The sequence below is a fragment of the Ramlibacter tataouinensis genome, assembly GCF_027941915.1.
Taxonomy (GTDB): Bacteria; Pseudomonadota; Gammaproteobacteria; order Burkholderiales; family Burkholderiaceae_C; genus Ramlibacter; species Ramlibacter tataouinensis_C.
This window is the reverse complement of sequence record NZ_CP116009.1, coordinates 938,397-959,060: the sequence shown is the minus strand read 5'-3', so window position 1 is coordinate 959,060 and position 20,664 is coordinate 938,397. Positions and strand designations below refer to the sequence as shown.

Annotated in this window: 17 protein-coding genes; 14 read left to right on the top strand and 3 right to left on the bottom strand. The window is 64.9% G+C overall.

Annotated elements, in window-relative coordinates; all coding sequences use genetic code 11:
- Positions 1–31: 31 nt before the first annotated feature.
- The 9 genes from PE066_RS04430 (at position 32) to PE066_RS04390 (ending at position 11,610) form a co-directional block, all read left to right on the top strand.
- On the top strand, positions 32–715 hold the full coding sequence (locus PE066_RS04430) for a hypothetical protein (protein WP_271235355.1): 684 nt from the start codon (positions 32–34) through the stop codon (positions 713–715).
- Between the two features lie 198 nt (positions 716–913).
- On the top strand, positions 914–2,110 hold the full coding sequence (locus tag PE066_RS04425) for a DUF6361 family protein (protein WP_271235354.1): 1,197 nt from the start codon (positions 914–916) through the stop codon (positions 2,108–2,110).
- The gene (locus tag PE066_RS04420; RefSeq protein WP_271235353.1) at positions 2,095–3,897 is read left to right on the top strand and encodes a phospholipase D family protein; all 1,803 of its coding nucleotides are present in this window, start codon (positions 2,095–2,097) and stop codon (positions 3,895–3,897) included. Before PE066_RS04425 ends, PE066_RS04420 begins: the two co-directional genes overlap by 16 nt.
- Complete coding sequence (locus tag PE066_RS04415; protein ID WP_271235352.1) at positions 3,894–7,214, top strand: helicase-related protein; 3,321 nt, start codon at positions 3,894–3,896, stop codon at positions 7,212–7,214. The genes PE066_RS04420 and PE066_RS04415 overlap by 4 nt, the downstream gene beginning before the upstream one ends.
- A 224-nt stretch (positions 7,215–7,438) precedes the next feature.
- Positions 7,439–7,789, top strand: coding sequence for a hypothetical protein (locus PE066_RS04410; protein WP_271235351.1), 351 nt, complete (start codon positions 7,439–7,441; stop codon positions 7,787–7,789).
- A 96-nt stretch (positions 7,790–7,885) separates the two neighbouring features.
- Positions 7,886–8,428, top strand: coding sequence for an HNH endonuclease (locus PE066_RS04405; RefSeq protein WP_271235350.1), 543 nt, complete (start codon positions 7,886–7,888; stop codon positions 8,426–8,428).
- A 762-nt stretch (positions 8,429–9,190) separates the two neighbouring features.
- Positions 9,191–10,474 (top strand): hypothetical protein, encoded by a 1,284-nt coding sequence (locus tag PE066_RS04400; RefSeq protein ID WP_271235349.1) that lies wholly within the window; start codon positions 9,191–9,193, stop codon positions 10,472–10,474.
- Between the two features lie 44 nt (positions 10,475–10,518).
- On the top strand, positions 10,519–11,289 hold the full coding sequence (locus PE066_RS04395; protein ID WP_271235348.1) for a hypothetical protein: 771 nt from the start codon (positions 10,519–10,521) through the stop codon (positions 11,287–11,289).
- Between the two features lie 87 nt (positions 11,290–11,376).
- A complete protein-coding gene (locus PE066_RS04390) occupies positions 11,377–11,610 on the top strand; it encodes a hypothetical protein (protein WP_271235347.1) in 234 nt (77 codons plus the stop codon).
- A gap of 88 nt (positions 11,611–11,698) precedes the next feature.
- Here the strand turns inward: PE066_RS04390 and PE066_RS04385 are convergent, their stop codons facing one another.
- The 3 genes from PE066_RS04385 to PE066_RS04375 form a co-directional block, all read right to left on the bottom strand.
- Positions 11,699–12,226 carry a DNA-binding protein gene (locus tag PE066_RS04385; RefSeq protein ID WP_271235346.1) on the bottom strand — a complete coding sequence of 176 codons (528 nt, stop codon included), beginning with the start codon at positions 12,224–12,226 and terminating at the stop codon, positions 11,699–11,701.
- A 4-nt stretch (positions 12,227–12,230) separates the two neighbouring features.
- Positions 12,231–12,536 (bottom strand): hypothetical protein, encoded by a 306-nt coding sequence (locus PE066_RS04380; protein ID WP_271235345.1) that lies wholly within the window; start codon positions 12,534–12,536, stop codon positions 12,231–12,233.
- A gap of 432 nt (positions 12,537–12,968) precedes the next feature.
- Entirely contained in the window at positions 12,969–13,916 is a 948-nt protein-coding gene (locus PE066_RS04375) for a LysR family transcriptional regulator (protein ID WP_271235344.1), read from the bottom strand.
- A gap of 49 nt (positions 13,917–13,965) precedes the next feature.
- Between PE066_RS04375 and PE066_RS04370 the strand changes: the two genes are divergently transcribed.
- The 5 genes from PE066_RS04370 (at position 13,966) to PE066_RS04350 (ending at position 20,540) form a co-directional block, all read left to right on the top strand.
- A complete protein-coding gene (locus PE066_RS04370) occupies positions 13,966–15,750 on the top strand; it encodes an acetolactate synthase catalytic subunit (RefSeq protein ID WP_440480597.1) in 1,785 nt (594 codons plus the stop codon).
- Positions 15,751–15,785: 35 nt separating this feature from the next.
- Positions 15,786–16,763: a Bug family tripartite tricarboxylate transporter substrate binding protein gene (locus PE066_RS04365; RefSeq protein ID WP_271235342.1), complete on the top strand. Its 978-nt coding sequence runs from the start codon at positions 15,786–15,788 to the stop codon at positions 16,761–16,763.
- Between the two features lie 89 nt (positions 16,764–16,852).
- Positions 16,853–17,827: a quinone oxidoreductase family protein gene (locus PE066_RS04360; RefSeq protein WP_271235341.1), complete on the top strand. Its 975-nt coding sequence runs from the start codon at positions 16,853–16,855 to the stop codon at positions 17,825–17,827.
- A 29-nt stretch (positions 17,828–17,856) separates the two neighbouring features.
- A complete protein-coding gene (locus PE066_RS04355) occupies positions 17,857–18,831 on the top strand; it encodes a Bug family tripartite tricarboxylate transporter substrate binding protein (protein WP_271235340.1) in 975 nt (324 codons plus the stop codon).
- Between the two features lie 11 nt (positions 18,832–18,842).
- On the top strand, positions 18,843–20,540 hold the full coding sequence (locus PE066_RS04350) for a thiamine pyrophosphate-binding protein (RefSeq protein ID WP_271235339.1): 1,698 nt from the start codon (positions 18,843–18,845) through the stop codon (positions 20,538–20,540).
- The last annotated feature ends 124 nt before the right edge of the window (positions 20,541–20,664 follow it).

Here is a 20,664-nt window from a genome sequence, read left to right as displayed (position 1 = left end):
ATGCTGAGCAATCGATCACTAAAGTTCGTTCATGCCTCTGAGCACTAAGATCATCCGCGTCCCGGTCAAACTCGTTGACGGACATTGGGAGCTTCTCTACGGAGGGGCTGTGAAAGTTAAGGATGGTGCCCTGGGCGACTTGCACCTAGATCGAAGCGCCTTCTCAGATCGGCATTTTCTCAAGGCACTCACTGAGAAGCGGGCTGTTAGGGTACTCCCGCAAGGTACGGAGTTGAGGGTTGCCTTGACAGTCAAGTCCGGACTCCCGGACCGACTACTCGCCGAACTTCTGCCGCACGACGCGACCCGTCACAGTCATACGGTGAGACTCGCAGCCGAGTCGAAGTTCGTTTCGGTGCGCTTAGGTGGGCCGACAGCGCAGCAGATCAGGAAAGAGCAATCTGAAGGTGGACTTACGCTCTGCCTTGAGGGGATGGAGGCACGGTATTTGGAGTCAAGCCTCGTCAACTTACCCGGCGGGTTGATGCCCGTCGACAGCTTGAATCACGCGTTCACTCGCCTATCCGAGCTGTTCGAGCCGTGGCGCAAATCGCATACTGGGAACGTGTACGAAAGGTTCTTCTACAAAGAAGAAAACGGAATCTGGTATCCGCTTGATGATCTCAGGTGCCGTGAGTTGGTTTCCGCCGAGAGACAGATCATTCAGCGGCTGTGGGATGACGTCGCCAGGCAGCTAGGCGCAGCACTTTTCTGAGTCGGGCGCTGCCTTGATTCGGCAGCGTTCATCGGAGTCGCCAGTGTCTGGAAACGAGTACCCGAAGGTCGGTCAGCGCCCCAGCGGTGCTGTCCCGCGCGCGAGCGCCTCGGCCGCGACGACTTGTACTCCAAATCACTAGGCACGACCCGGGAGGCCCCACTGCAGCAAAACACCCTGTCTTCTTCAATCAGCTGGTTGGACCACGACGCCGCCGCCAGCGAGCGCACCATGCGCCTCCTGGCCTTCTTCAGGGAAAAGGAAGCCCGCGACGAGATGGGCATAGGCGGCGTGCGCGATTCGATCGCGGACCAGCTGTTCCCTGGCACGTCCACCATCCAGACGCGGCTGCGTTACTTCTTCTTCTTACCTTGGCTGTTCCAGCAGCTGGAAAGCAGGAACGTGCGCGCGGAGTTGTTCCCGTCCGAAGCTAGGCGCGCGGAGGCGCAGCTGCAGGCGGCGCTGATTGCCAACGAGGCGGAGGGCGTAGAAGGCATCATCGGCCGCAACGCCGGCAGTCTGCTCAAGCGGCTGCCCAGCTCCGTGTACTGGGCCGGCCTGAAAAGCTGGGGGATCCGCACCGTCGACGGCTCGCTGCAGCAGTACATGGCCCTGGTGGACCGCGCGCGCGACACCACCAGGGCGCGCCGCCGGCGCGAAGATGGTGATTACCACGAAGCTGACAGCGCCGGACGCTGCTGGGATCCCAGCGCGATCACTCTGCGGGACGAGGACTTCCCGGCAAACGCCTGCTTGGCGCTCAGCCACAATGAGGCAGCTTACCTGCTGGAGAAATGGCAGGCCACCCATCCCCATAGCCTCCTGACTTGGCTGGCGCTTCGGCTGCGCGATGACGCCGCTCCAGCCGAGGCGCCTGCCATCTGGCTGCATCCGCTGCTGGGTGAGTTTCCACCGGCCATCCGGGCACTGGTCGAACATGGCCGCCGGCTGGACGTGCTGGTGCGCGGCGCGGCTTATCTCTACAACCACCAGCTGGCGGAGCTGGACGGCCGGCAGGAACTCGTAGACCACTACGGAGCGACCATTGCGGACTGGGCCAACGGAGAGCTGCCGTCCCTCGCCGGCTGGGACCTGCGGCAGTTCTGGCCGCTGGTATACGGCCACGGCCATGCGATCACGCCAGCGACGCGCAACTTCGTCCAGGAATGGCTGGACACGGCGCTCGGCGAGGCAGGGGGCGTGGTCGCCTCCAAGCGCGCGTGTGCCCTGATCCGCTCGCGCGAGCGCACCCTCAAAGGAGCGCAGTCGCGCTTCGACAACCCGGCCGCGCGCAAGCAGTGGGGCGGTGCCGCGGGGACGGGCGCCCTGCAGTACCGGTGGCCCGTGACACGGGGCTACCTGCAGGAGTGGCACGCAGGATGGAGCTGCGCATGATCGGAGTGGACCAGCGCAGCTTGCTCACCGACGCCTTGACGCCGCCGGCGGGTTTCGAATTCGCCGCCGGCGTGGCCGTCACGTACTCCCTCGACCTCGTGACGCTGCTGGGCGTCCCCTTGCATCTGGCGTGGCTGGCCTCGGCTCAAACCCAGGCGGAGCCGGTGCTTGATCCCCTCCCCGTGGTCGAAGCGATGCGGCGGGTCTCGGGCAGGCTCACTGTGTTCTGCCAGCAGGCGCGCATCCACACGCCTCGCGCCGCCAGTCCTCTGCTCGGCCTGGTCGAACCGATGGTGCACGAAGTCACCAGCCGCCACGGCGGCGCCTTCCACCCCAAGGTGTGGCTACTCAAGTTCCTCCAGCCCGACACCGGCGAGGTGCGCCTGACGCTGCTGGTGCTGTCACGCAACCTCACCGATGACCGCTCCTGGGATATCAGTCTGCGCCTGGACGGCAGCATCGGCCGCCAGGTGCAGGGCGAGAACCGCCCGATCCGGGATCTGTTTCGCCACGCGGGCGTGCGATCGCGCAAGCCCCTGTCGGCACCGCGGCAGCAGCAAATCGAGTCCTTGCTGGAGGAGGTGATGCGCTGCGCCTGGTCGCTGCCCGGCGCCTTTGAGAGCGTTCGGTTCTATCTGCTCGGTACGGCTTCGAAGCGGCGGGCCTGGCTGCCGCAGCCCGATGGCGGCCGCTGGGACGAACTGGGGCTGGTTTCGCCCTTCGTCACGGCCGGGGCGCTGGAAGCGCTTTCGGGGCTTGCCCGCGCACCGCTCTTTGCGATCAGCCGCGCGGAGGAACTGCAGAAGATCCAGGCGCGGCTGCCGGCGAGCTTTGAGTACCGCGTGCTGAATGAGCAGGCGGCAGTGGGCGACGAGGAGGACGACGTGCCCGGGCGGCAGCGCGGTTTGCATGGCAAGGCCTACGTTGGCAAGCGGGGCTGGAACACGCACCTGTTCGTGGGCTCGGCCAACGCCACCACCGCCGCCTTGCTGGAGGGCATCAACACCGAGTTCATGGCTGAACTGGTCGGGCGCGCAAGCAAGGTGGGGCGTCCTGGCGACTGGCTAGCCGACAAGGGACTGGGGCCGCTGCTCACGGTGTTCGAGGCCAGCGAGGATGCGCCTGCGGCCGACCAGAATGAACAGGTTTTGGAGGACGTGCGCCAGCGGATCGCCGGGGCCGGCTTGAGCATCCGCTGCCAGCACCAGCAGGACGGCTGGCAGCTGTCGCTCGGCTCCTTTGAAGACGTCGACGTTTCCGGAGCGGCCGTTTCGCTCTGGCCGGTGTCCCTGCCGCAGCAAAGGCAGGTGCCTGTGCCGCTGCACACGAAGCAGGTGGCTCTGGGCGGGCTCGCGCCCCAGGAGATCACCTCTCTGTTTGCTTTCCGGCTGGCCTTGGGTGACGCGGAGCTCGCCTTCGCGCTCGACCTGCCGATCGACGGCGCTCCTCCGGACCGCGATCTAGAAATCCTCCGGTCCGTGCTGAAGAATCGGCAGGCCTTCATCCGCTATCTTCTGCTGCTGCTGGGCGATTGGCAGCCCCTTGGCGGGGGCGAAGGGCTGCGAAGGTGGATTCAGGCAACGCCGGGGAGTTCTGCCTCCGACGAAGCGCCCGTGTTCGAGCTGCTGGCACGCGCGCTCGCCCGCGAGCCGATCCGGTTGCAGCACGTGCAGGAAGTCGTGGATCGCATCCGCCGCGGCGAGACCGAGGGAGATCCCGTGCTGCCGCCTGAATTCCTGCAGCTATGGGGAAGTTTCGAAACCGTCCTTCGGGAGCAGGCGCAATGAGCGAGGTGACCAACGAGGTGCTCGCGGGGCTCAAGGACTTTCAGCTGCGCACGGTGAACCATGTGTTCCGACGCATGTTCATCGACGCGGACGCTGCCCCACGCTTCCTGGTGGCCGACGAGGTCGGGCTGGGCAAGACCCTGGTCGCGCGCGGCCTGGTGGCCAAGACGGTGGAGCTGTTACGCCGCAAACAGGATCGCGTCGACATCGTCTATGTCTGTTCGAACCAGGACATCGCGGCGCAGAATATCCAGCGGCTGCGGCTGGACGGCTTCACCTCCTTTGCGAGCGCCACGCGCCTGACGCTGCTTCCCTTGCAGGTGCGGGAGCTGCAACGCGCGCCCGGTCAACTGCAGGTGAACTTCATCAGCTTCACACCCGGCACCACGGACACCAAAGGCAACCGCACCGGCCGGCGCGAGGAGCGGCGCCTGATCTACCACATGCTGCGCGGCCAACTGAAGGGCGTGGACCCGCGCGGCCTGCTCAATGTGCTGTGCGGCTCCGCATCGTACGAAGGCTGGGTGAAGTTCGTGGCCGGACTTGCCGCCGACGCCTATGACGCTGACATCGCACGGCGGTTCGTGGAGGTGGTCAAGGCCGAAGAGGGCTTGCTAGCCGAAATCGCTGCAGCGGCGCAGGTCGCCCGCGACCGCAGGCGAACGCCGACAGACGTTCAGCGCGAAGCCACGCTGAACCTGATCTCCAAGCTGCGCCACCTGCTGTCGAAAACCTGCCTCGGCGTGCTGCAGCCGGACCTGGTCATCCTCGACGAGTTTCAACGCTTTTCCGAGCTGCTGTCGCACCCGGACGAGAACCCGTCGGCGGAACTCGCCTACGAGCTGTTCAACCACTCCGATGCACTGCGCATCCTGCTGCTGTCTGCGACGCCGTACAAGATGTACGCCACCTCGGACGACGGCGAGGACCACTACGCCGAATTCCTGCGCACGCTGCGCTTCCTGCACCGGCACGACACCCGTGCCATTGAGCAGGTGGAGGTCGACATCGCCGCCTGGCGGGGTCTGCTGGTTGCGGCCACGGCACGCGCTGCGGCGCCCGCCTTGCGCGAAGCCAAGGTGCGCCTGGAGTCCCGATTGCGCGCGGTCATGTGCCGCACCGAGCGCGTTCGCTCAACGCTCAAGTCCGACGCCATGGTACGAGAGCAGATCTTGGTGCCCGAGCTCGTGCCGCAGGACCTGCGACAGCTGCGCGCGCTGGAGCTCCTGGGCCAGCAGATGGGCCAACAGGACACGATCGAGTTCTGGAAGTCCAGTCCATACCTCCTGAACTTCATGCGCGACTACCAGTACAAGCTGCAGTTCCGCGAACATTTAGAGAAGCACGGGGACGGCCTGGGTGAGTTGCTGGCGCCGTGCCTGGGCCAGTTTGCTCCCGCCGTGGTCGATCGCTACAAGTCCGTGGAACCGGCCAACGCGCGCCTGCGTGTGTTCGCGCAGGAGCTGCGATCGGCCGGCTTCTTCGATCTGGTGTGGATGCCGCCATCGCTCGCCTACTGGCAACCTGACGGTGTTTACGCCCGCGTGGGCTCGCCCAGCAAGCAACTGGTCTTCTCCGCGTGGAACGTGGTGCCGGATGCGCTGGCCGCACTCTTGTCCTATGAGGCGGAACGCCATGCCCTCGCCAGGCGCAAGGTCTCCGTCCGCTACTCCGCGCTGGGCAAGCGGGTACGTGCCCGGCTCGTGTTTGCGCTCAAGGACGGCCATCCGGGCGGCATGCTCAATCTGATGCTCCTGTACCCGGCGCTGCGGCTGGCCAGGCTGGTGGATCCCTTCCGCATCACGGGCCATCATGGCCAGCCCCTCTCCTACCGCGAAGCGCGCCAGCGGGTGGTCAGCGTGCTGGAGCCGCTCCTGGATGGCCTGGCCGATCGCTCAGTGCAGAGCGGCCCCGACGATCCGCGCTGGTACTGGGTCGTGCTTGCCAGATTCGAGCTGTCGGATCCTGCCAGCCGGCAATGGGCGCAAAGCCGCTGGCACGAGGCGTTGGATCCGCGCAGCGATGCCGCGGCGGGTGAGGACGAAGACAGCGAGCCCGATCGGGCGTCTCACTTCGACCGCCATGTGCAGTATTGGCAGCAGGTGCTGCAATCGGCGCCCCCGGGCCTCGGACGCGTTCCGGGCGACCTGCTGGAGGTGCTCGCCGATGTGGCCCTGTGCGCGCCGGGGACCTGCGCCTTGCGGTCGCTGGCGCGCGTGTGGGACATGCAGAGCCCTCGGGACTGCGATGCCTTGATGACCAGCGCAGCGCAAGTGGCCTGGGGATTGCGCAGCCAGTTCAACTCGCCGCGAATCATTGCCTTGCTGCAGGAACTGGAGGACGACGAATCCTACTGGCGGCAGGTTCTGCGCTATTGCAGCGAAGGCAATCTGCAGGCCGTGCTCGACGAGTACGTGCACCACCTGAAGGAATCGCTGGCCGTGAATGCGGCGGTCGCCGACGACTCAGAGCACCTGGCGCAGCATATGTACAAGGCCATGAGCGTGCGCACCGCGAGCCTGCAGGTCGACCAGGTGCGCGAGAACGAAGGCCGCGTGGAGCTGGAGCCTTTCCCGACAAGGATGCGCAGCCACTTTGCCGTGCGCTTTGGAGCCCGGTCGGACGACGAGGGAAGCGGTGCTCGCAAGGAAGTAGTCCAGGCCGCCTTCAACTCTCCCTTCGCGCCTTTCGTGCTCACGTCCACCTCAGTGGGGCAGGAAGGACTCGACTTCCATGTGTGGTGTCACGCGGTGGTGCACTGGAACCTGCCGTCTAATCCGGTGGACCTCGAGCAGAGGGAAGGGCGGGTGCACCGCTACAAGGGATATGCCGTCCGCAAGAACGTGGCCCGCCGCTTCGGTCTTGGGGTCCGCGCGCAGTCGGAGGAAGGCCTGCGAGACCCGTGGACGCACATGTTCCGGCTCGCCGCCGGTGAGAAGCCGACTGGAGCCACCGACCTCATACCCTACTGGATCTTCGAGGCCGAAGGAGGCGCCAGCATCGAGCGCCGTGTCATGGCCATGCCGCTTAGCAGGGACGAACTTCGCTATCGCCGCTTGCGTCGTAGCCTGGCCTTGTACCGGCTCGTGTTCGCGCAGCCGCGCCAGGACGATCTGCTGGCGTGCCTGGAAGAAAGCGCGAGCGAGCAGTTGAATCCGATCTGGCTCCGGGATATGTGCATCAATTTGGAGCCGCCGCCGCATTCAATTGTGACCCTGCCGCCAGACGGGGGCGTGGATGATCTGCCGCTTTCATCGGCGCCGCAGCGGCGAAATTCCACGCAGGAGCCCCTGCAACGGCCCTCAGGCGCGGAATGAGGGAAACACCGTGAGGACAGCGCAGCTGATCTTACAGAGTTCACGACGCTGCTGATGGCCCGCGTTACCCGGCGCGGAGGAATCACTGACCGCACGAGCCGACAAGATTGGGATGCTCAGGCTTGATCTCGAATGCAAGGCGGAGTGGTTTTCTAGTTCGCCGCCAAATCACTGCCTCAGACGGGCAGTGCTTGCGAGGTCGATGACTCTTTGAGGAGATCTGCGTGAGAGATAGGAGCGAGGAACTTAAGCAGCTTCACGCGCAATCAGGCTTGGCCGATGTATTGCAGTGCGAGTGGGTCAAGCCGCTCGCGAACATTCGCAGGACGAAGCTGCTGCTGCAAGCCAAGAATCACTTCGGCGTGCGCTCTGTTGAAATCGTTGAGCCCAAGTCGCAGCCCGCATACTTGCGAATCTACTACCGTCGGCCGCTCCCCTGGGTAAAAGAAGCTGTCGAGAGTACACCGGGCGCGCGTGTCCGCAGCTCCGACGATCACGGCACCAATCTGGACGGAGACTTCATGAGCATCGTTTCGCACCTTGCCAGAACGCTTCGCAAGGGCAGAGTGGCTTGAGCCTGCGCGACTCCCTGTGCTCAACTAAATTTCACCTCGATCGGCTGTACGCTGATTGACTTGATCACTAGGCCGGAATCGTAGAAATCAATCTGCATGGCGCGTGAATTTCCGACGGTCAGGGACTTGCTTTATTGGGAGTACGCCAAGCTTATTGCTGGCTCGGCGACGGGCAGCCGGGCGGAGTATCGGTTCGTTTCATACACCTATGGGCGGTTGCGAGCCGCAACGGCAAATCCGTCAGGAATCGTGCTCGAGAACAAGCTTCTTTTTAAAGAAGGTCAGGTCTGTGCCTACTGCGGTGCTCGCCACTCACTGGAATGGGATCATGTGATTCCGCTTGCGATCGGTGGCCCGGACACGATCGACAACCTTGTCCGTGCATGTAGACGCTGCAACGCATCGAAAGGGGCCCGTGACCCTTATCAGTGGCTTCTTGAACGGCCTGGCAGTGAGGTTCCGCGGATCGTTCTAGGCAAGCTCCTGAAGCTGCTCTTCGAGGCCTACGACCGACGAGGGCTTCTCGACTCGACTGACTTCATGAAGGCACATGCTGTGCAACGAACATCGTTGTCCAAGATCTTCCGAGAGGTGACTGGGTCTGGCGAAGCCAGTGATCCGGGAGTGAATGTCGCCTGAGGAAGGCAGTGCCGAAGCAGCGGTACGATTCGCAGGTGCCTTACACGTCTGCCAGCATCTTGGATCGAGCCCTGGCTTATCACGAAGCGGGTCACCAGGTCACCGCCCATGCGCTTGGAGTGCCTGTTGCTGGCATCGAGCTCCATCGCACCGGAGGGCGCGCCTACGATGGGCTCTCGGCACGGAGTTACACCGCCGAATGCATGACCACGGCGGACCGAACTCATTGCCGTCGGAAAATCCTAATTCTTGTCGCTGGCGAGGTGGCGGAGCGGCTGATGTACGAGGATGAGGGATGGCCTGCCGATCAGTTTTGGTCAGTTGGCGACCATCGTGTCCTGCGCGATCACCTGCAAGCTGTCTTCGGACACGATGATCCTCCCACCGAGCTCCACCCCCGAACTCTGACAGCGGAGGCTGAGCAGCTTCTCATTCGTGAGTGGAAGAGGGTAGGATGCATTGCAAGGTTTCTTCTGCTGTCGCAAGTCTTGTCTGCCGACGAGGTCAAGTATCTGCTCGGACCTCCAGGCATTCTTTGGGACGGGAACACGACCATCTAACCGGGTGCTGCCTCGGTTGGGCAGTGCTCTTCGTTAAGACAGAACGTTTGTGCTGTTGGATGGCGTCAAAGTCGCTGTTGATCCGGATGAGCTGCGGCCTGGACCAGTTCCGAGCTGCGGGGCTGGATGCGATGTGGAGAACCCACGGATCGGAACACCGCCGGTTGTGCGTGGCTGTGCTTCTCGGTGATCATGCGAAACCATGAAGAGACGCGAGCTCTACGAAAAGGTCTGGGCCACGCCAATCACCAGGATCTCGAAGGAGCTTGGCATCTCGGACGTTGCCCTGGCGAAAGCATGCCGCAGGCATGGGATCCCCACACCTCCGCGCGGCTATTGGGCGAAGCTTCAGGCCGGACACAAGCTGGAGAGAGCGAGGTTGCCCAACCCTGACAAGGACACGGAGGTAGTGCTCGCGATCACGTCGCCAGAGCAGCGTGCTCGCGCAGAGCAAGACCGGGCGACGCAGAAGCGGTGGCTAGAAGAGCATGCGCAACCAGCCCCGGAGCCGAAACGCGTGTCGATGCCAGAGTCGCTCGAAGGCGCTCACCCCCTGATTCGGTTCACCAGCCGATACTGCGAGCGAATTCCAGGTTTGGAGCGCAAGTGGGAACGCCGCCGACCAAGTGAATGGGGCCTTGCCAAAGAGGAGGATCGTCCGCCTCACGCTGATCATGGCCGCTATCGGCTTTTCCACAAGGGCTGCCTGAACATTACTTGCTCACTTGCGAACATCGATTGGTTATTGCGCTTCCACGCGGGCCTGTTTGGAGCTTTGGAGACGGCAGGATTCAAGATCACCCGAAGAGAGGTGGTAGGAGCTAGTCGCTACCGCGAAGATAAACCGGCTGCGGTCGTCGCGACCCGCGAGGACGAGGTCTTCGAGATTGAGTTTACAGAGGGCTATCGGCGAGTTCCTATGAGCCCAGAGGAGATCGCCAAGCTGACAAGAGAGCGAGGGCATGCGCCCTACCAGACCTACGAAACCATACCAAGCGGTAAGTACACGCTGAAATGGAACGGAACAGAGTACCGTGCTCGTGCGGAATGGCAGGGTACTGCCGAGAAGCTGGAGGGGAGGCTCGGTGAGATTGCGGAAAAGATGATCGAATTGGGAAGCCTACAGCCCCTGTTTCGCAAAGAGCGAGAAGCGGCCGAAGCGAGGGCCAAGCGGGAAGCGGAACGACGGGAAGCCGCGAGGAGGGTGGCGGAGTCCCGTGCCGAGCAGCTGAAGCGCGCCTTTTCGATGGCTGAAACCCATGAGCAGATCGAGCGCTTAGAGAGGTTCCTGCGATATTTGGACGAACATGCCGCCAACCTGAAGACGCCCTTCGCAGATCGCTTGAAGGTCTGGTTGGGAGTCGTACGGGAGGAGCTGGCCGAGGACTCTCCATTGGACAAGCAGCTCGCAGAGGTGCTGACCGTGCCCAGTTGGCAAAGCTGGCCACCGCCATGGTGGCCAGTCGCGGACAAGCCTACGGATTGAGGCTCCGGCGTTAACCCACAGAAAAAGCGAAGAATGACTTGTCAATGACACTTGATCAGTATGCGGCGGTCTTCTTTCGAGATCAGCTGCGCGCTGCGCGCGCAAGGGTGCTCGCAAACGCAGAAGATTTTGAGGGTGTGGTCCAGGCGCTCGAACGGCTAGGTCGATTCCTTGCGCCCGGGCACGGCTTCGGACTTGGTGCGTTGGCGGATACCCTGAGCGGACTTGCACAGAATTCGCCACTTGCACGAACCGTCCCTCAAGGTCGATCGGACTATCACCACGAAGTTTCGGCGTTGTTGGAATCAGTCCGGGTTGCGCGCAACATGGCAATCCATGAGGGGGCTTTAGCCCGCAGACTGGCGGCACACTCAGTCGAGTGCGCACTGATATTCGAGGATGCTCTAGAGGCAAACATGAAAACGGTCGGGAATTTCATGGTTCGCAACCCGGTGGAAGCGGCAGCATGGCATCCGCTCAGTTTCGTGCGCCAAGCAATGCTTACGGGATCATTCTCTTACCTGCCGGTCAGAATCCCCGGGGTCCAGGAAGGTGCGTGGAGACTCGTCGCAGACGCGTCTCTAGCTCGAGCGCTTCGAGGAGCTGTCGGACAAGACGCCCGGGCACGGATGCTCGGCATGTCTTTGGAGGATGCTGTCTCGCAGAACTATCTTGAGCTCGAAACTCCAGATATGGCTCAAGTCGACACTCCAATACAAGAGGTGGCAGGCAAGCTCGGATCGGTACCCATCCTAGTGATGAGCAGGGACGGCATGGAGTTGGTCGGAATAGTGACGGCCTTCGACTTGCTCTAGACGATTGCCATAATTAGGACTCGCGTCCTGGTTCGTACCGATCAAGAATTCAGGGTTTCGTCTATTGCTTGGGCGAATGCCCTCGCTTTGGCTCTGAAGTTCGGCTGGAATCCGTCTCGACCAGCTACCTGGTACATGGCTGATGGTTTTATAGCCTCGGAGGCGGAAGCGCGGGTGCTCACCGATGCGTGGGATAGCGCTATGGAATTCGCGCTGACGAGTCCCTTCGACTTCTATCCTACAAGTATGGATATGGGCGTGTTGTCGATGCTGGTAGATTTCGTGCGTGAAGGGGGGGTCTCGATCGCGAGCGAAGAGTAGCCGTGTGCTCAAGCAGACACACGGCATAGCGGACGCTCGAACGGCGGATTGAGGGTCCGTCAGTCGAGCAACAACGAGCTTATTTGCGCTAGGCAAACAGTTGGCGGAGTTTTTCCGCCTCTTTGCCTAGGCTGGCATGTTCCTTGGCAATGTTCACTTTCATGGCTGCCCGTGCCACTTCATAGAGCTCATACCGGACATCGTAGTCCCGCTCCTGTAAGAACTGAAGTACCGATGCTAGGTGCCAGATTGACGCGCTCCCCCCATGCACAGGTGCGGGGAACTTTTCTGGATGATTCACCATTAGCTTCCGCATGTTCTGACGAGTCACACCAACCATCTCGGCGACATCTGTAAGACCAACAAAGTCTGGTGCTGCTTCAACTAGTCGCGCCCTTGGGATCGCATTCAGAACATCCGAGATTGCGCTTACTACGGCTTCTTCCGCAGACGAAGCCTCTCTAATGAAGTCGAGGCCAATGTAGCCCGGAAGTCCGATGCCGATAGTCGCGTCGTTACATCCGGCCTCGTACAAGCGCTCGACCAAGACATCGTAGTCAGGGCAATCTGCCGGCAACCTGAACCTAAGAGAAAACTCGAATTCTTCGTTTCGCATTTCGTCAGTCCTTCCCCGATCCGGAACCTACGCCGGATTCCCGTGCCTGTGAGCTCTGTGTTTCCTGGGCCTTTCTCGTTGTGCAGTTGTCGACGACGCGCCTCAGCTGCTTCGCGTGATTGCCGGCGTTCTTCGGCGTGCTGCTGATACTCGTCACGCAAAACATCCCGCAGCGGCATTCCTCATCGTCGTAGGGACAGTACAACTTTCCCCATGCATGCGAGCCGCCTTCTTCCACGCGCCAACCATGTGCCTCAGCATGCTGGAGAGCGTCTTCCACTTCCTTTTTTGGGTGTCTTGAGCGTGCCATGGCGACTAGTTTTGCTCTGAGGGTAGGGGAAAGCGCGCAAGTTGTCAAGTGACAACTGACGCTTGCCTTAGCTCGTCAGTGGTGGGCGTGTGCATTAGGGGCCAACTCATCATCCAACTTTCGCGAACGCGAGGTGCGAGGTTGGCAGCGCCAGGACCCGTCCCCGGCGTGTGCTTGGGCTTGGCGTGCCGGACGCATGGTCCCACCCAGAGGAGTTGCCACGGCACTGGCGTCGGTTCAAGCCCTGCTCCTCCGCCCTAGCGAGAAGAGTTGAGCGCCGCGACTGCCTTCGCCTCGGGCCTGTGCCAAGCCTGTTGGATCCGAGGCGGCTGTATCTGATCGCGCGGATTGCGAGTCCGCCGGCTCGACGTCCGTCCGTGGCCAGCAGCGAGTGAAGATCACGACTTCGAGGCGCCCCTGCGCGCTCCAGAGCTACCGTCGGCCCTTTGCTGCAGCCGGCTGAAATGCGATCGCGAAGGCGATGAAGTCCCGGACCAGGGGCGGCAGGGAATTCGTTGACCGGTAGACGAATCCCAGGCGGCGGCGAACCACCGGCTCGACCAGGGGAATCGCACGCAGGTTCAGGGCGCCCAAGTTCTGCACCGACGTGTCGGGCAGCACCGCGATTCCGATGCCGGCATCGACCAGTCCGAGGGCGGTGGGCACCAGGCTGACCTCGGCGTGAGGACGAACCGAGACGCCGTGGCTGGCGAAGGCGGAGTCCATCAGCCTCCGCACGTGGCTGTTGTAGCTCGTGCCGATGATCGGGAGTTCCGCGATCTCCTGCCAGCGCACCTTGCGCCGGCCTGCTAGGGGATGAGACGGCTGCACCACGACGTTCATGGCGTCTTCCAGCCAGGGGATGAACTGCAAGTCGCCGTCCTGCGGCTGCGGCGTGCCCACCGCGCAATCGAACTCGCCCGCGCGCAGCATCTGCAGCATGCGATGGCTCTCCGTCATGGCGTCGTGCAGGATCACGTGCACGCGCGGGCGGCTCTTCTCGAAGGCCGCGATGATCCGCGGCATCACGGCCGCACTGACCGATGGGATGCTCGCGACGCTCAGGGTGCCCCCTACTGGCGCGGTCGATTCCGTCACTGCGTCGAAGGTGGCCTCCAGCTCGTCGACCAGGCGCTGCACGCCGGGCAGCAGTTCGCGCCCGGCGGTCGTGAGCGCGACGTGCCTGGACGTGCGCTCGAACAGCGCCACGCCGAGCGTCTCTTCCATCTTGCGGATCATGAGCGACAGCGCCGGCTGCGACACGTGGACCGCTTCCGCGGCCTTGGAGAAGCTGCCGAGGCGGCTGATGGCGATGAAACCCTTGATCTGGCGGAGCGTGACATCCATAAGCAGATCATATCGATCGATGAAATAAATCAACTTGTGATATGCGCACTAGGCGCCCAGAATGGCCCGCAAGGAGATCTCGATGGCCCAGGGCAAACAGGTGACACGCAGTACGCTATCCCGTCAGAAACTCAGTGATTCCAGCGCTGCCGCGGCGATCGTCGGCACGCTCAAGGCCGCGGGGGTGCAGGCCATCTTCGGCCAGAGCTGCCCCATTGCGCTGTTCCTCTGCGCCGAGAAGGAAGGCGTGCGCCAGATCGGCTACCGCACCGAGAATGCCGGCGCCGCGATGGCCGACGGATTCGCCCGCGCCAGCGGCCGGGTGGGTGTCATGGCGGCGCAGAACGGGCCCGCCGCTGCACTGATCGTGGCGGGCCTGTGCGAGGCGCTGCGCGCCTCCGTGCCCATCGTCGCCATCGTGCAGGACGTCGCCCGCGGCAACACGGACCGGAACGCGTTCCAGGAGCTGGACCATGAGCAGATGTTCAAGTCCTGCTCGAAGTGGGTGCGCAGGCTCACTGTGGCGGAGCGCGCGGCCGAGTACACGGAACGGGCCATCCGGGCGGCCACCACTGGCCGGCCGGGGCCCGCCGTGCTGATCGTGCCGTTCGACGTCGTGATGGAGGACGTCGCCGACCCGAGCCCGAATCCGCAGCTTTCCCCGGAGTTTGGCCGCTACCCGGTGGACCGGTTCGTGCCCGCGCGGCCCCTGCTGGCGCGCGCGGTGGACATCCTGTCGACGGCCAGGCGGCCTCTCATCGTGGCGGGCGGCGGGGTGCACCTGTCGGGCGCGTCACAGCAGCTGGCCAGGCTGCAGCACTTCTGGCAGGTGCCGGTGGCGACCACCAACATGGGCAAGGGGGCGGTGGACGAATCGCATCCGCTCTCGATCGGGGTGGTCGGCTATGTGATGGGCAGCCGCAGCCCGACCCGGCACCTGCGCGAGTACGTGGAGACGGCCGACGCGGTGCTGTTCGTGGGCAATCGCACCAACGAGAACGGCACGGCCTCCTGGACGCTCTTCGACCGGGAAGCGCAGTTCATCCACATCGACGTGGACCCCGAGGAGATCGGGCGCAACTATCCCTGCCTGCGCCTGCTCGGGGACGCGGCCAGCACGCTGGGGGCGCTGCTGGAGGAAGCCGCGTCGCGGCCGTCCGCCTTCCCGCACCCGCAGGCGGCCGACTTTCGCGGCCTTATCGCTCGGGGGCGCGAGATGCATGCGCGAGAGATCGCGCCCTTCGCTGGCAGCGATGCGTTGCCAATGCGTCCGGAGCGGCTGATGCGCGAGCTCGAAGTCGCGTTCGGCGACGCGATCTGGTGCGCGGACGCCAGCTACTCGTCCCTCTGGGTCTCGCAATTCGCCCGCAGCCGCAGGGCAGGGCAGCGTTTCCTCACGCCGCGCGGCATCGGCGGGCTGGGCTGGGGGCTGCCGCTGGCCATCGGCGCAAAGCTGGCGCAGCCGGACCAGCACGTGGTCGCCGTGGTGGGCGACGGCGGCTTCGCGCACTGCTGGTCGGAGTTGGAGACGGCCCGCCGCCACGGCCTGCCCGTGATCGTCATCGTGCTGAACAACGGGGTGCTGGGCTTCCAGCGCGACGCGGAGACGTCGCGCTTCGGTTCGCACACCGAAGTCTGCGACTTCGGGCCCATCGATCACGTGGCGATCGCCCGCGCCTGCGGATGTGCCGGGCGCAGCGTCCACGACGCCGCCGGCCTGGCCGTGGCGATCCGGGAAGCGCTGGATTCCAGCCTGCCCTATGTCATCGACGCGCATGTCGCGCCCGAGGCATTCCCGCCCATCACCGCATTCGAGTCCCTCGCCAAGGGCGAGGCCGCCGATGATTCCGTGCTGTTCGCGCACTGATCCGGCACTCGACGACAAGACAAGGAGACAAGACCATGCAGCGCAGGAACATCATCATGGGGCTGCTCGCGGGGATCGGCGCCCTCGCGGCACCGCACGCCTTCGGGCAGGCGTGGCCGGCGGCGGCGCCGATCAAGCTCGTGGTCCCGTACCCGGCCGGCGGGGTGACCGACATCGCAGCGCGGGTGGTGTCGAAGCGGCTGGGGGAACTGCTAGGCCAGTCGGTGGTCGTCGACAACAAGGCGGGAGCGGGCGGCAGCATCGGTACCGCGCTGGTGGCCCGCGCGCCGGCGGACGGCTACACGCTGCTGATGGGGACGAACGCCACGCACGGCACCAACCCGAACACCTTTGCCAAGCTCTCCTATGACGCGGACAAGGACTTCTCGCCGGTGATCCAGGTTGCGCAGACGCCCTTGCTGGTGGTCGTACACCCCTCGGTCCCGGCCAAGGACATACGCGAGCTGGTCGAGTGGACCAAGCGCAGCGGCAACCAGGTCTCGTACGCGTCCACCGGCGCCGGCGGCGGCAACCACCTGACGGTCGAGCACTTCAAGATGATCACAGGGGCCCAGATGCTGCACGTGCCCTACAAGGGCAGCTCGCCCGCGCTCGCGGACCTGGCGGGCGGGCAGGTGCAGGTGATGTTCGACAATCCGGCGTCTTCGCTGCCGCTGGTGCGGTCCGGCAAGCTGCGTGCGCTCGCGGTCACCAGCCTCAAGCGGTCGGCGGAGCTGCCCGATGTCCCCACGGTGGCCGAATCGGGGATCCCCGACTTTCAGGCCAGCAACTGGGTCGGCATCTACGCACCGGCCGGCACGCCGCCGAACGTCGTGGCCCGCCTGAACGAGGCGCTCGCGGCCGCGCTGGCAGCCCCGGAAATCATCGAAACCCTGCGCAAGTCGGGACTGGAGCCCGTGGGCGGCACGCCGGCGCAGTTTGCGCAGCTCACGCGCGACGACATCGGCAAGTGGGAGCGCGTCGTGAAGACGATCGCCTACAAGCCCGAGTAGCAGCCGGCGCGCCGCGCGCGCGGCGCATCCCCTTTCCCCGAGCTGACCCCGTGCGCGTCCGCACCGGACGCGCGAGGCGGCCTCTGCCCATGAACCAGATCCTCATCGAACGCTTCGGCGGCCCCGAATCCCTCACGCTCGTTCCGTCGGAAGCCGCCGCGCCCGCGGCCGGCGAGATCACCGTGCGCCACGAGGCGATCGGCGTCAACTTCATCGACGTGCTGCTGCGCCGCGGCGACCTCGGGGGCGCGCTGCCCGCGAGAGTGGGCCTGGAAGGCGCCGGGGTCGTGGAAGCGGTCGGCGAGGGGGTGAAGGACTTCGCTGTGGGAGACCGGGTGGTCTACGCTGGAGGGCCGGCCGGGTCATACAGCGATGCACGCAACGTCGATGCGTCGCGCGCCGTGGCGCTCCCGCCCGGACTCGACGAAGCCCGGGCCGTGGCGATCTTCTTCAAGGCCCTGACCGCGGATTACCTGATCCACCGGTTGCGGACGCTCGAGCCCGGAGACACCGTGCTGTTCCACGGGGCCACCGGCGGTGTGGGCTCGATCGCGGTGCCCTGGCTCGTCCGCGAAGGCGTGAACGTGGTTGGCACGACGGGCCGTCGTGCCAAGGCCGCCCACGCGCAGGCGTTGGGCTGCCGGCGGGTCGCCGTGCTCGGCGAGGACGACGTGGTGCAAGCCGTGTTCGAGGTCTCGCGCGGCCGCGGAGCGAAGGTGGTCTACGACCCGATTGGCAGGGCGACGTTCGACGCATCGTTCGCCAGCCTAGCGCGCTTCGGCCTGCTGGTCAGCTACGGCTGGGCCTCGGGCGACATCGACCCGATCCCCGCGGCGCGGCTGCGCGAGCGTGGGTCTGTGTTCGTCACGCGGCCCACCGTGTCGCACTACATCGAGGACCGGTCCGACCTGCTGGCGGGGGCGGCACGCGTCTTCGAAGCCTCCGAGGCGGGCGTCTTCGAGGCCCGCATTCACGAGCGCTTTCCGCTCGCCCAAGCCAGCGAGGCGCACGCATTGCTCGAACGCGGCGGCCACCTCGGCTCGCTGATCCTGCAACCCCGCTGAAATCACCAACATCTGTGGAAGGAGATTCGATGAACAAGCGATCCGTGATGCTGGCCCTGGCATTGATGGGAGCGTGCACCTGCCTGCCGGCCGCCGCGCAGGGCGCCGAGGAGTACCCGAGCCGGCCCCTGAAGCTGATCATCACGTACACGCCCGGCGGGGTTTCGGACATCACGGGCCGCGTGATCGCGCAGAAGCTCGAGGCCGCGCTGGGGCAGCCCGTCGTGGTGGAGAACCGGCCAGGCGCCGGGGGTGGACTGGGCATGCAGCAGGCCGCGCGGAGCAAGCCCGACGGCTACACGCTCGTGCTGGGAACGGGCGCGCCGCTGGTCGTGGCGCCCGCCGTCTTCAAGACGCTTCCGTACGATCCGCTCAAGGACTTCACGCCGGTGTCCCTAATCGGCAGCGCACCGATCGTCCTCTTGTCGGCCCGGGAGTCCTCGATCCAGAGCGTTCCCGACCTCGTGCGCATGGCGAAGTCGGAGCCAGGCAAGCTGAGCTATGGCTCCGGTTCCACCATGCTGCAGCTGTCGATGGAGATGTTCAAGGCGCAGAGCGGCGTTGACATGATCGGCGTGAACTACAAGGGCGTTGTGGAAGCGGCGATCGACGTGATGGGGGGCAGGACCACCGTGGTGCCCGACACGATCGGGGCGTCGATGGCGAACATCAGGGCGGGCAAGCTCAAGCCCCTGGCTGTGATGAGCCCGAAGCGGTCGGCGGTCCTTCCCGACGTGCCGACGTTCAACGAGCTCGGGTTCAAGGACTTCGACGTGTCCGGATGGACGGGCATCCTGGTGCCCGCCGGAACGCCGGACGCCATCGTGCGGCGGCTGCACGCCGAGATCGCGAAGGCGGTGGCCTCGCCGGAGGTGCAGCAGAAGTTCCTCGCCATCGGCGTCGAGCCGGTCTCCAACACGCCGCAGCAGTTCGCCGAGATGCTGGCGCGCGACACCGAGCGCTACGCCGCCGTCGCGCGGACCGCCAGGATCGAGAAGCAATAAGGGGCCGCGCCATGACCGTCGAAACTCTGGTCCGGGAAGACGCGGGGCCGGCCGACCTCGTGGGTCTGGTGCTGGAGCAGGCCGGCATCGACCACGTGTTCGGCATCGCGGGTGGCCACGCTGGCCTGATCTGGACCGGGCTGTCGCGCCGGCAGAACCGCATCCGCACCGTGCTCGTGCGGCATGAATCGCTGGCCGGCGTGATGGCGGAAGTCTATGGCCGGCTGACCGGCAGGCCCGGCGTCATGCTCGGCCAGGGGCCCTGGGTGATGGGCAACGGGATGATCGGGACGCTGGAGGCGCACCTCTCGAGTTCACCGATGCTCGTGCTCGCGGACCTGAGCGACACGCCGGACTACTCTCTCCATGCGCCGTACCAGTCCGCCACTGGCGACTACGGGAGCTGGGACGCGCGCACCGCGTTCCGCGGCATCACCAAGCAGGTCATGCAGGCAACGACACCCGGCGCGGCCGTGCATGCCACGCAGTTGGCGCTCAAGCACGCCCTGGCGGGCCAGCCGGGACCGGTTGCGGTCCTGTACAGCCTGACGGCACTGCAGGGAACGGTGACGGCCGGCGGCCAGCCCCGGCTGTATCCCACCGAGCGCTACATCGCCGCGGTGCGGCAGCCGGCCCGTGCGGAAGACGTGAAGTCGCTGCTCGAGGTCTGTGCAGGCGCGCGCAAACCCGTGATCGTCGCCGGCAACGGCATTCGCATCTCGCGGGCCTTCAAGGCACTGCAGCGGTTCGCCGAACGCAGCGGAATCCCGGTCGTGACGACCGCTTCGGGCAAGGGCTGCTTCGCAGAAACGCATCCACTGGCCCTCGGTGTCTTCGGCACCTTCGGCACTCCCGCGGCGAACGCCTGCGTGGCCGAGGCGGACCTGGTGATCGTAGTCGGTTCGAAGCTGGGCGCCTCGGATACGGCGCGCGAAGCGGTCGCGCTGCTCGATCCCTGTCGGCAGACCTTCATCCAGATCGATGTCGAGCCGCGCAACGCGGCATGGACCTTCCCGTGCGACCACGTGGTGATCGGCGACGCGGGGACCGTGCTGGACCAGCTCACGGACGGCCTCGACCGACCGCTGCACGGCGGTGCCAGCCGGGTCGCCGGGCATCGCCGGACGCTGGGCTACTTCGATCCGCCCCAGGCGCGCAGCGATGCCGCCCCCGTGATGCCCCAAAGGATCATCGCGGAGTTGCAACGTGCGCTGCCGCCGGGCGGGATCGTCACATGCGATGCGGGCGAGAACCGCATCTTCATGACGCACTACTACCAAACGAAGGAGGCGGGTGGCTTCCTGCAGGCGGCCGGCGCCGGCCCAATGGGCTTCGCCATCCCCGCCGCGATGGCGGCGAAGCTGGTGCACCCGGACCGTCCCGTCGTGGCGGTGTGCGGCGACGGCGGCTTCTCTATGACGATGAACGGCCTGTTCACCGCTGTCGAAGAAAGGATCCCGATCATCGTCCTCGTCTTCAACAACCACGCGCTTGGATGGTCGATGCACCTGCGAGGCTCTTTCGGCACAAAGTTTGCGGAGTTCGACCACGCTGCCATTGCCCAGAGCATGGGATGCTTGGGGATCCGCGTCACCAATCCGGGTGAGCTGGCTGGCGCCTTCGAACGCGCGCTGGCGTCCGGGGTGCCGACCGTGATTGACGTAGAAACGTCCCTGGACGCCTCGTACCACGATGTGACGTATTCCTGAGGTTTGTTTCGGCAATCACGGGCACAGATTGGCGGGTCACTCCAGCCTGTGAATTTGTCCTTCAGCTTGCGCGCACGATCGGCGGATTGACACTCCGCAGGTGTCTGGCTCGCCGGGGTCGAGT

Excerpts from the sequence above, each read along its gene's own strand:
- PE066_RS04430 (WP_271235355.1), top strand. The coding sequence starts at position 32 with ATGCCTCTGAGCACTAAGATCATCCGCGTCCCGGTCAAACTCGTTGAC.
- PE066_RS04420 (WP_271235353.1), top strand. The coding sequence starts at position 2,095 with ATGGAGCTGCGCATGATCGGAGTGGACCAGCGCAGCTTGCTCACCGAC.
- PE066_RS04415 (WP_271235352.1), top strand. The coding sequence starts at position 3,894 with ATGAGCGAGGTGACCAACGAGGTGCTCGCGGGGCTCAAGGACTTTCAG.
- PE066_RS04405 (WP_271235350.1), top strand. The coding sequence starts at position 7,886 with ATGGCGCGTGAATTTCCGACGGTCAGGGACTTGCTTTATTGGGAGTAC.
- PE066_RS04400 (WP_271235349.1), top strand. The coding sequence starts at position 9,191 with ATGAAGAGACGCGAGCTCTACGAAAAGGTCTGGGCCACGCCAATCACC.
- PE066_RS04395 (WP_271235348.1), top strand. The coding sequence starts at position 10,519 with ATGACACTTGATCAGTATGCGGCGGTCTTCTTTCGAGATCAGCTGCGC.
- PE066_RS04385 (WP_271235346.1), bottom strand. The coding sequence starts at position 12,226 with ATGCGAAACGAAGAATTCGAGTTTTCTCTTAGGTTCAGGTTGCCGGCA.
- PE066_RS04380 (WP_271235345.1), bottom strand. The coding sequence starts at position 12,536 with ATGGCACGCTCAAGACACCCAAAAAAGGAAGTGGAAGACGCTCTCCAG.
- PE066_RS04370 (WP_440480597.1), top strand. The coding sequence starts at position 13,966 with ATGGCCCAGGGCAAACAGGTGACACGCAGTACGCTATCCCGTCAGAAA.
- PE066_RS04365 (WP_271235342.1), top strand. The coding sequence starts at position 15,786 with ATGCAGCGCAGGAACATCATCATGGGGCTGCTCGCGGGGATCGGCGCC.
- PE066_RS04360 (WP_271235341.1), top strand. The coding sequence starts at position 16,853 with ATGAACCAGATCCTCATCGAACGCTTCGGCGGCCCCGAATCCCTCACG.
- PE066_RS04355 (WP_271235340.1), top strand. The coding sequence starts at position 17,857 with ATGAACAAGCGATCCGTGATGCTGGCCCTGGCATTGATGGGAGCGTGC.
- PE066_RS04350 (WP_271235339.1), top strand. The coding sequence starts at position 18,843 with ATGACCGTCGAAACTCTGGTCCGGGAAGACGCGGGGCCGGCCGACCTC.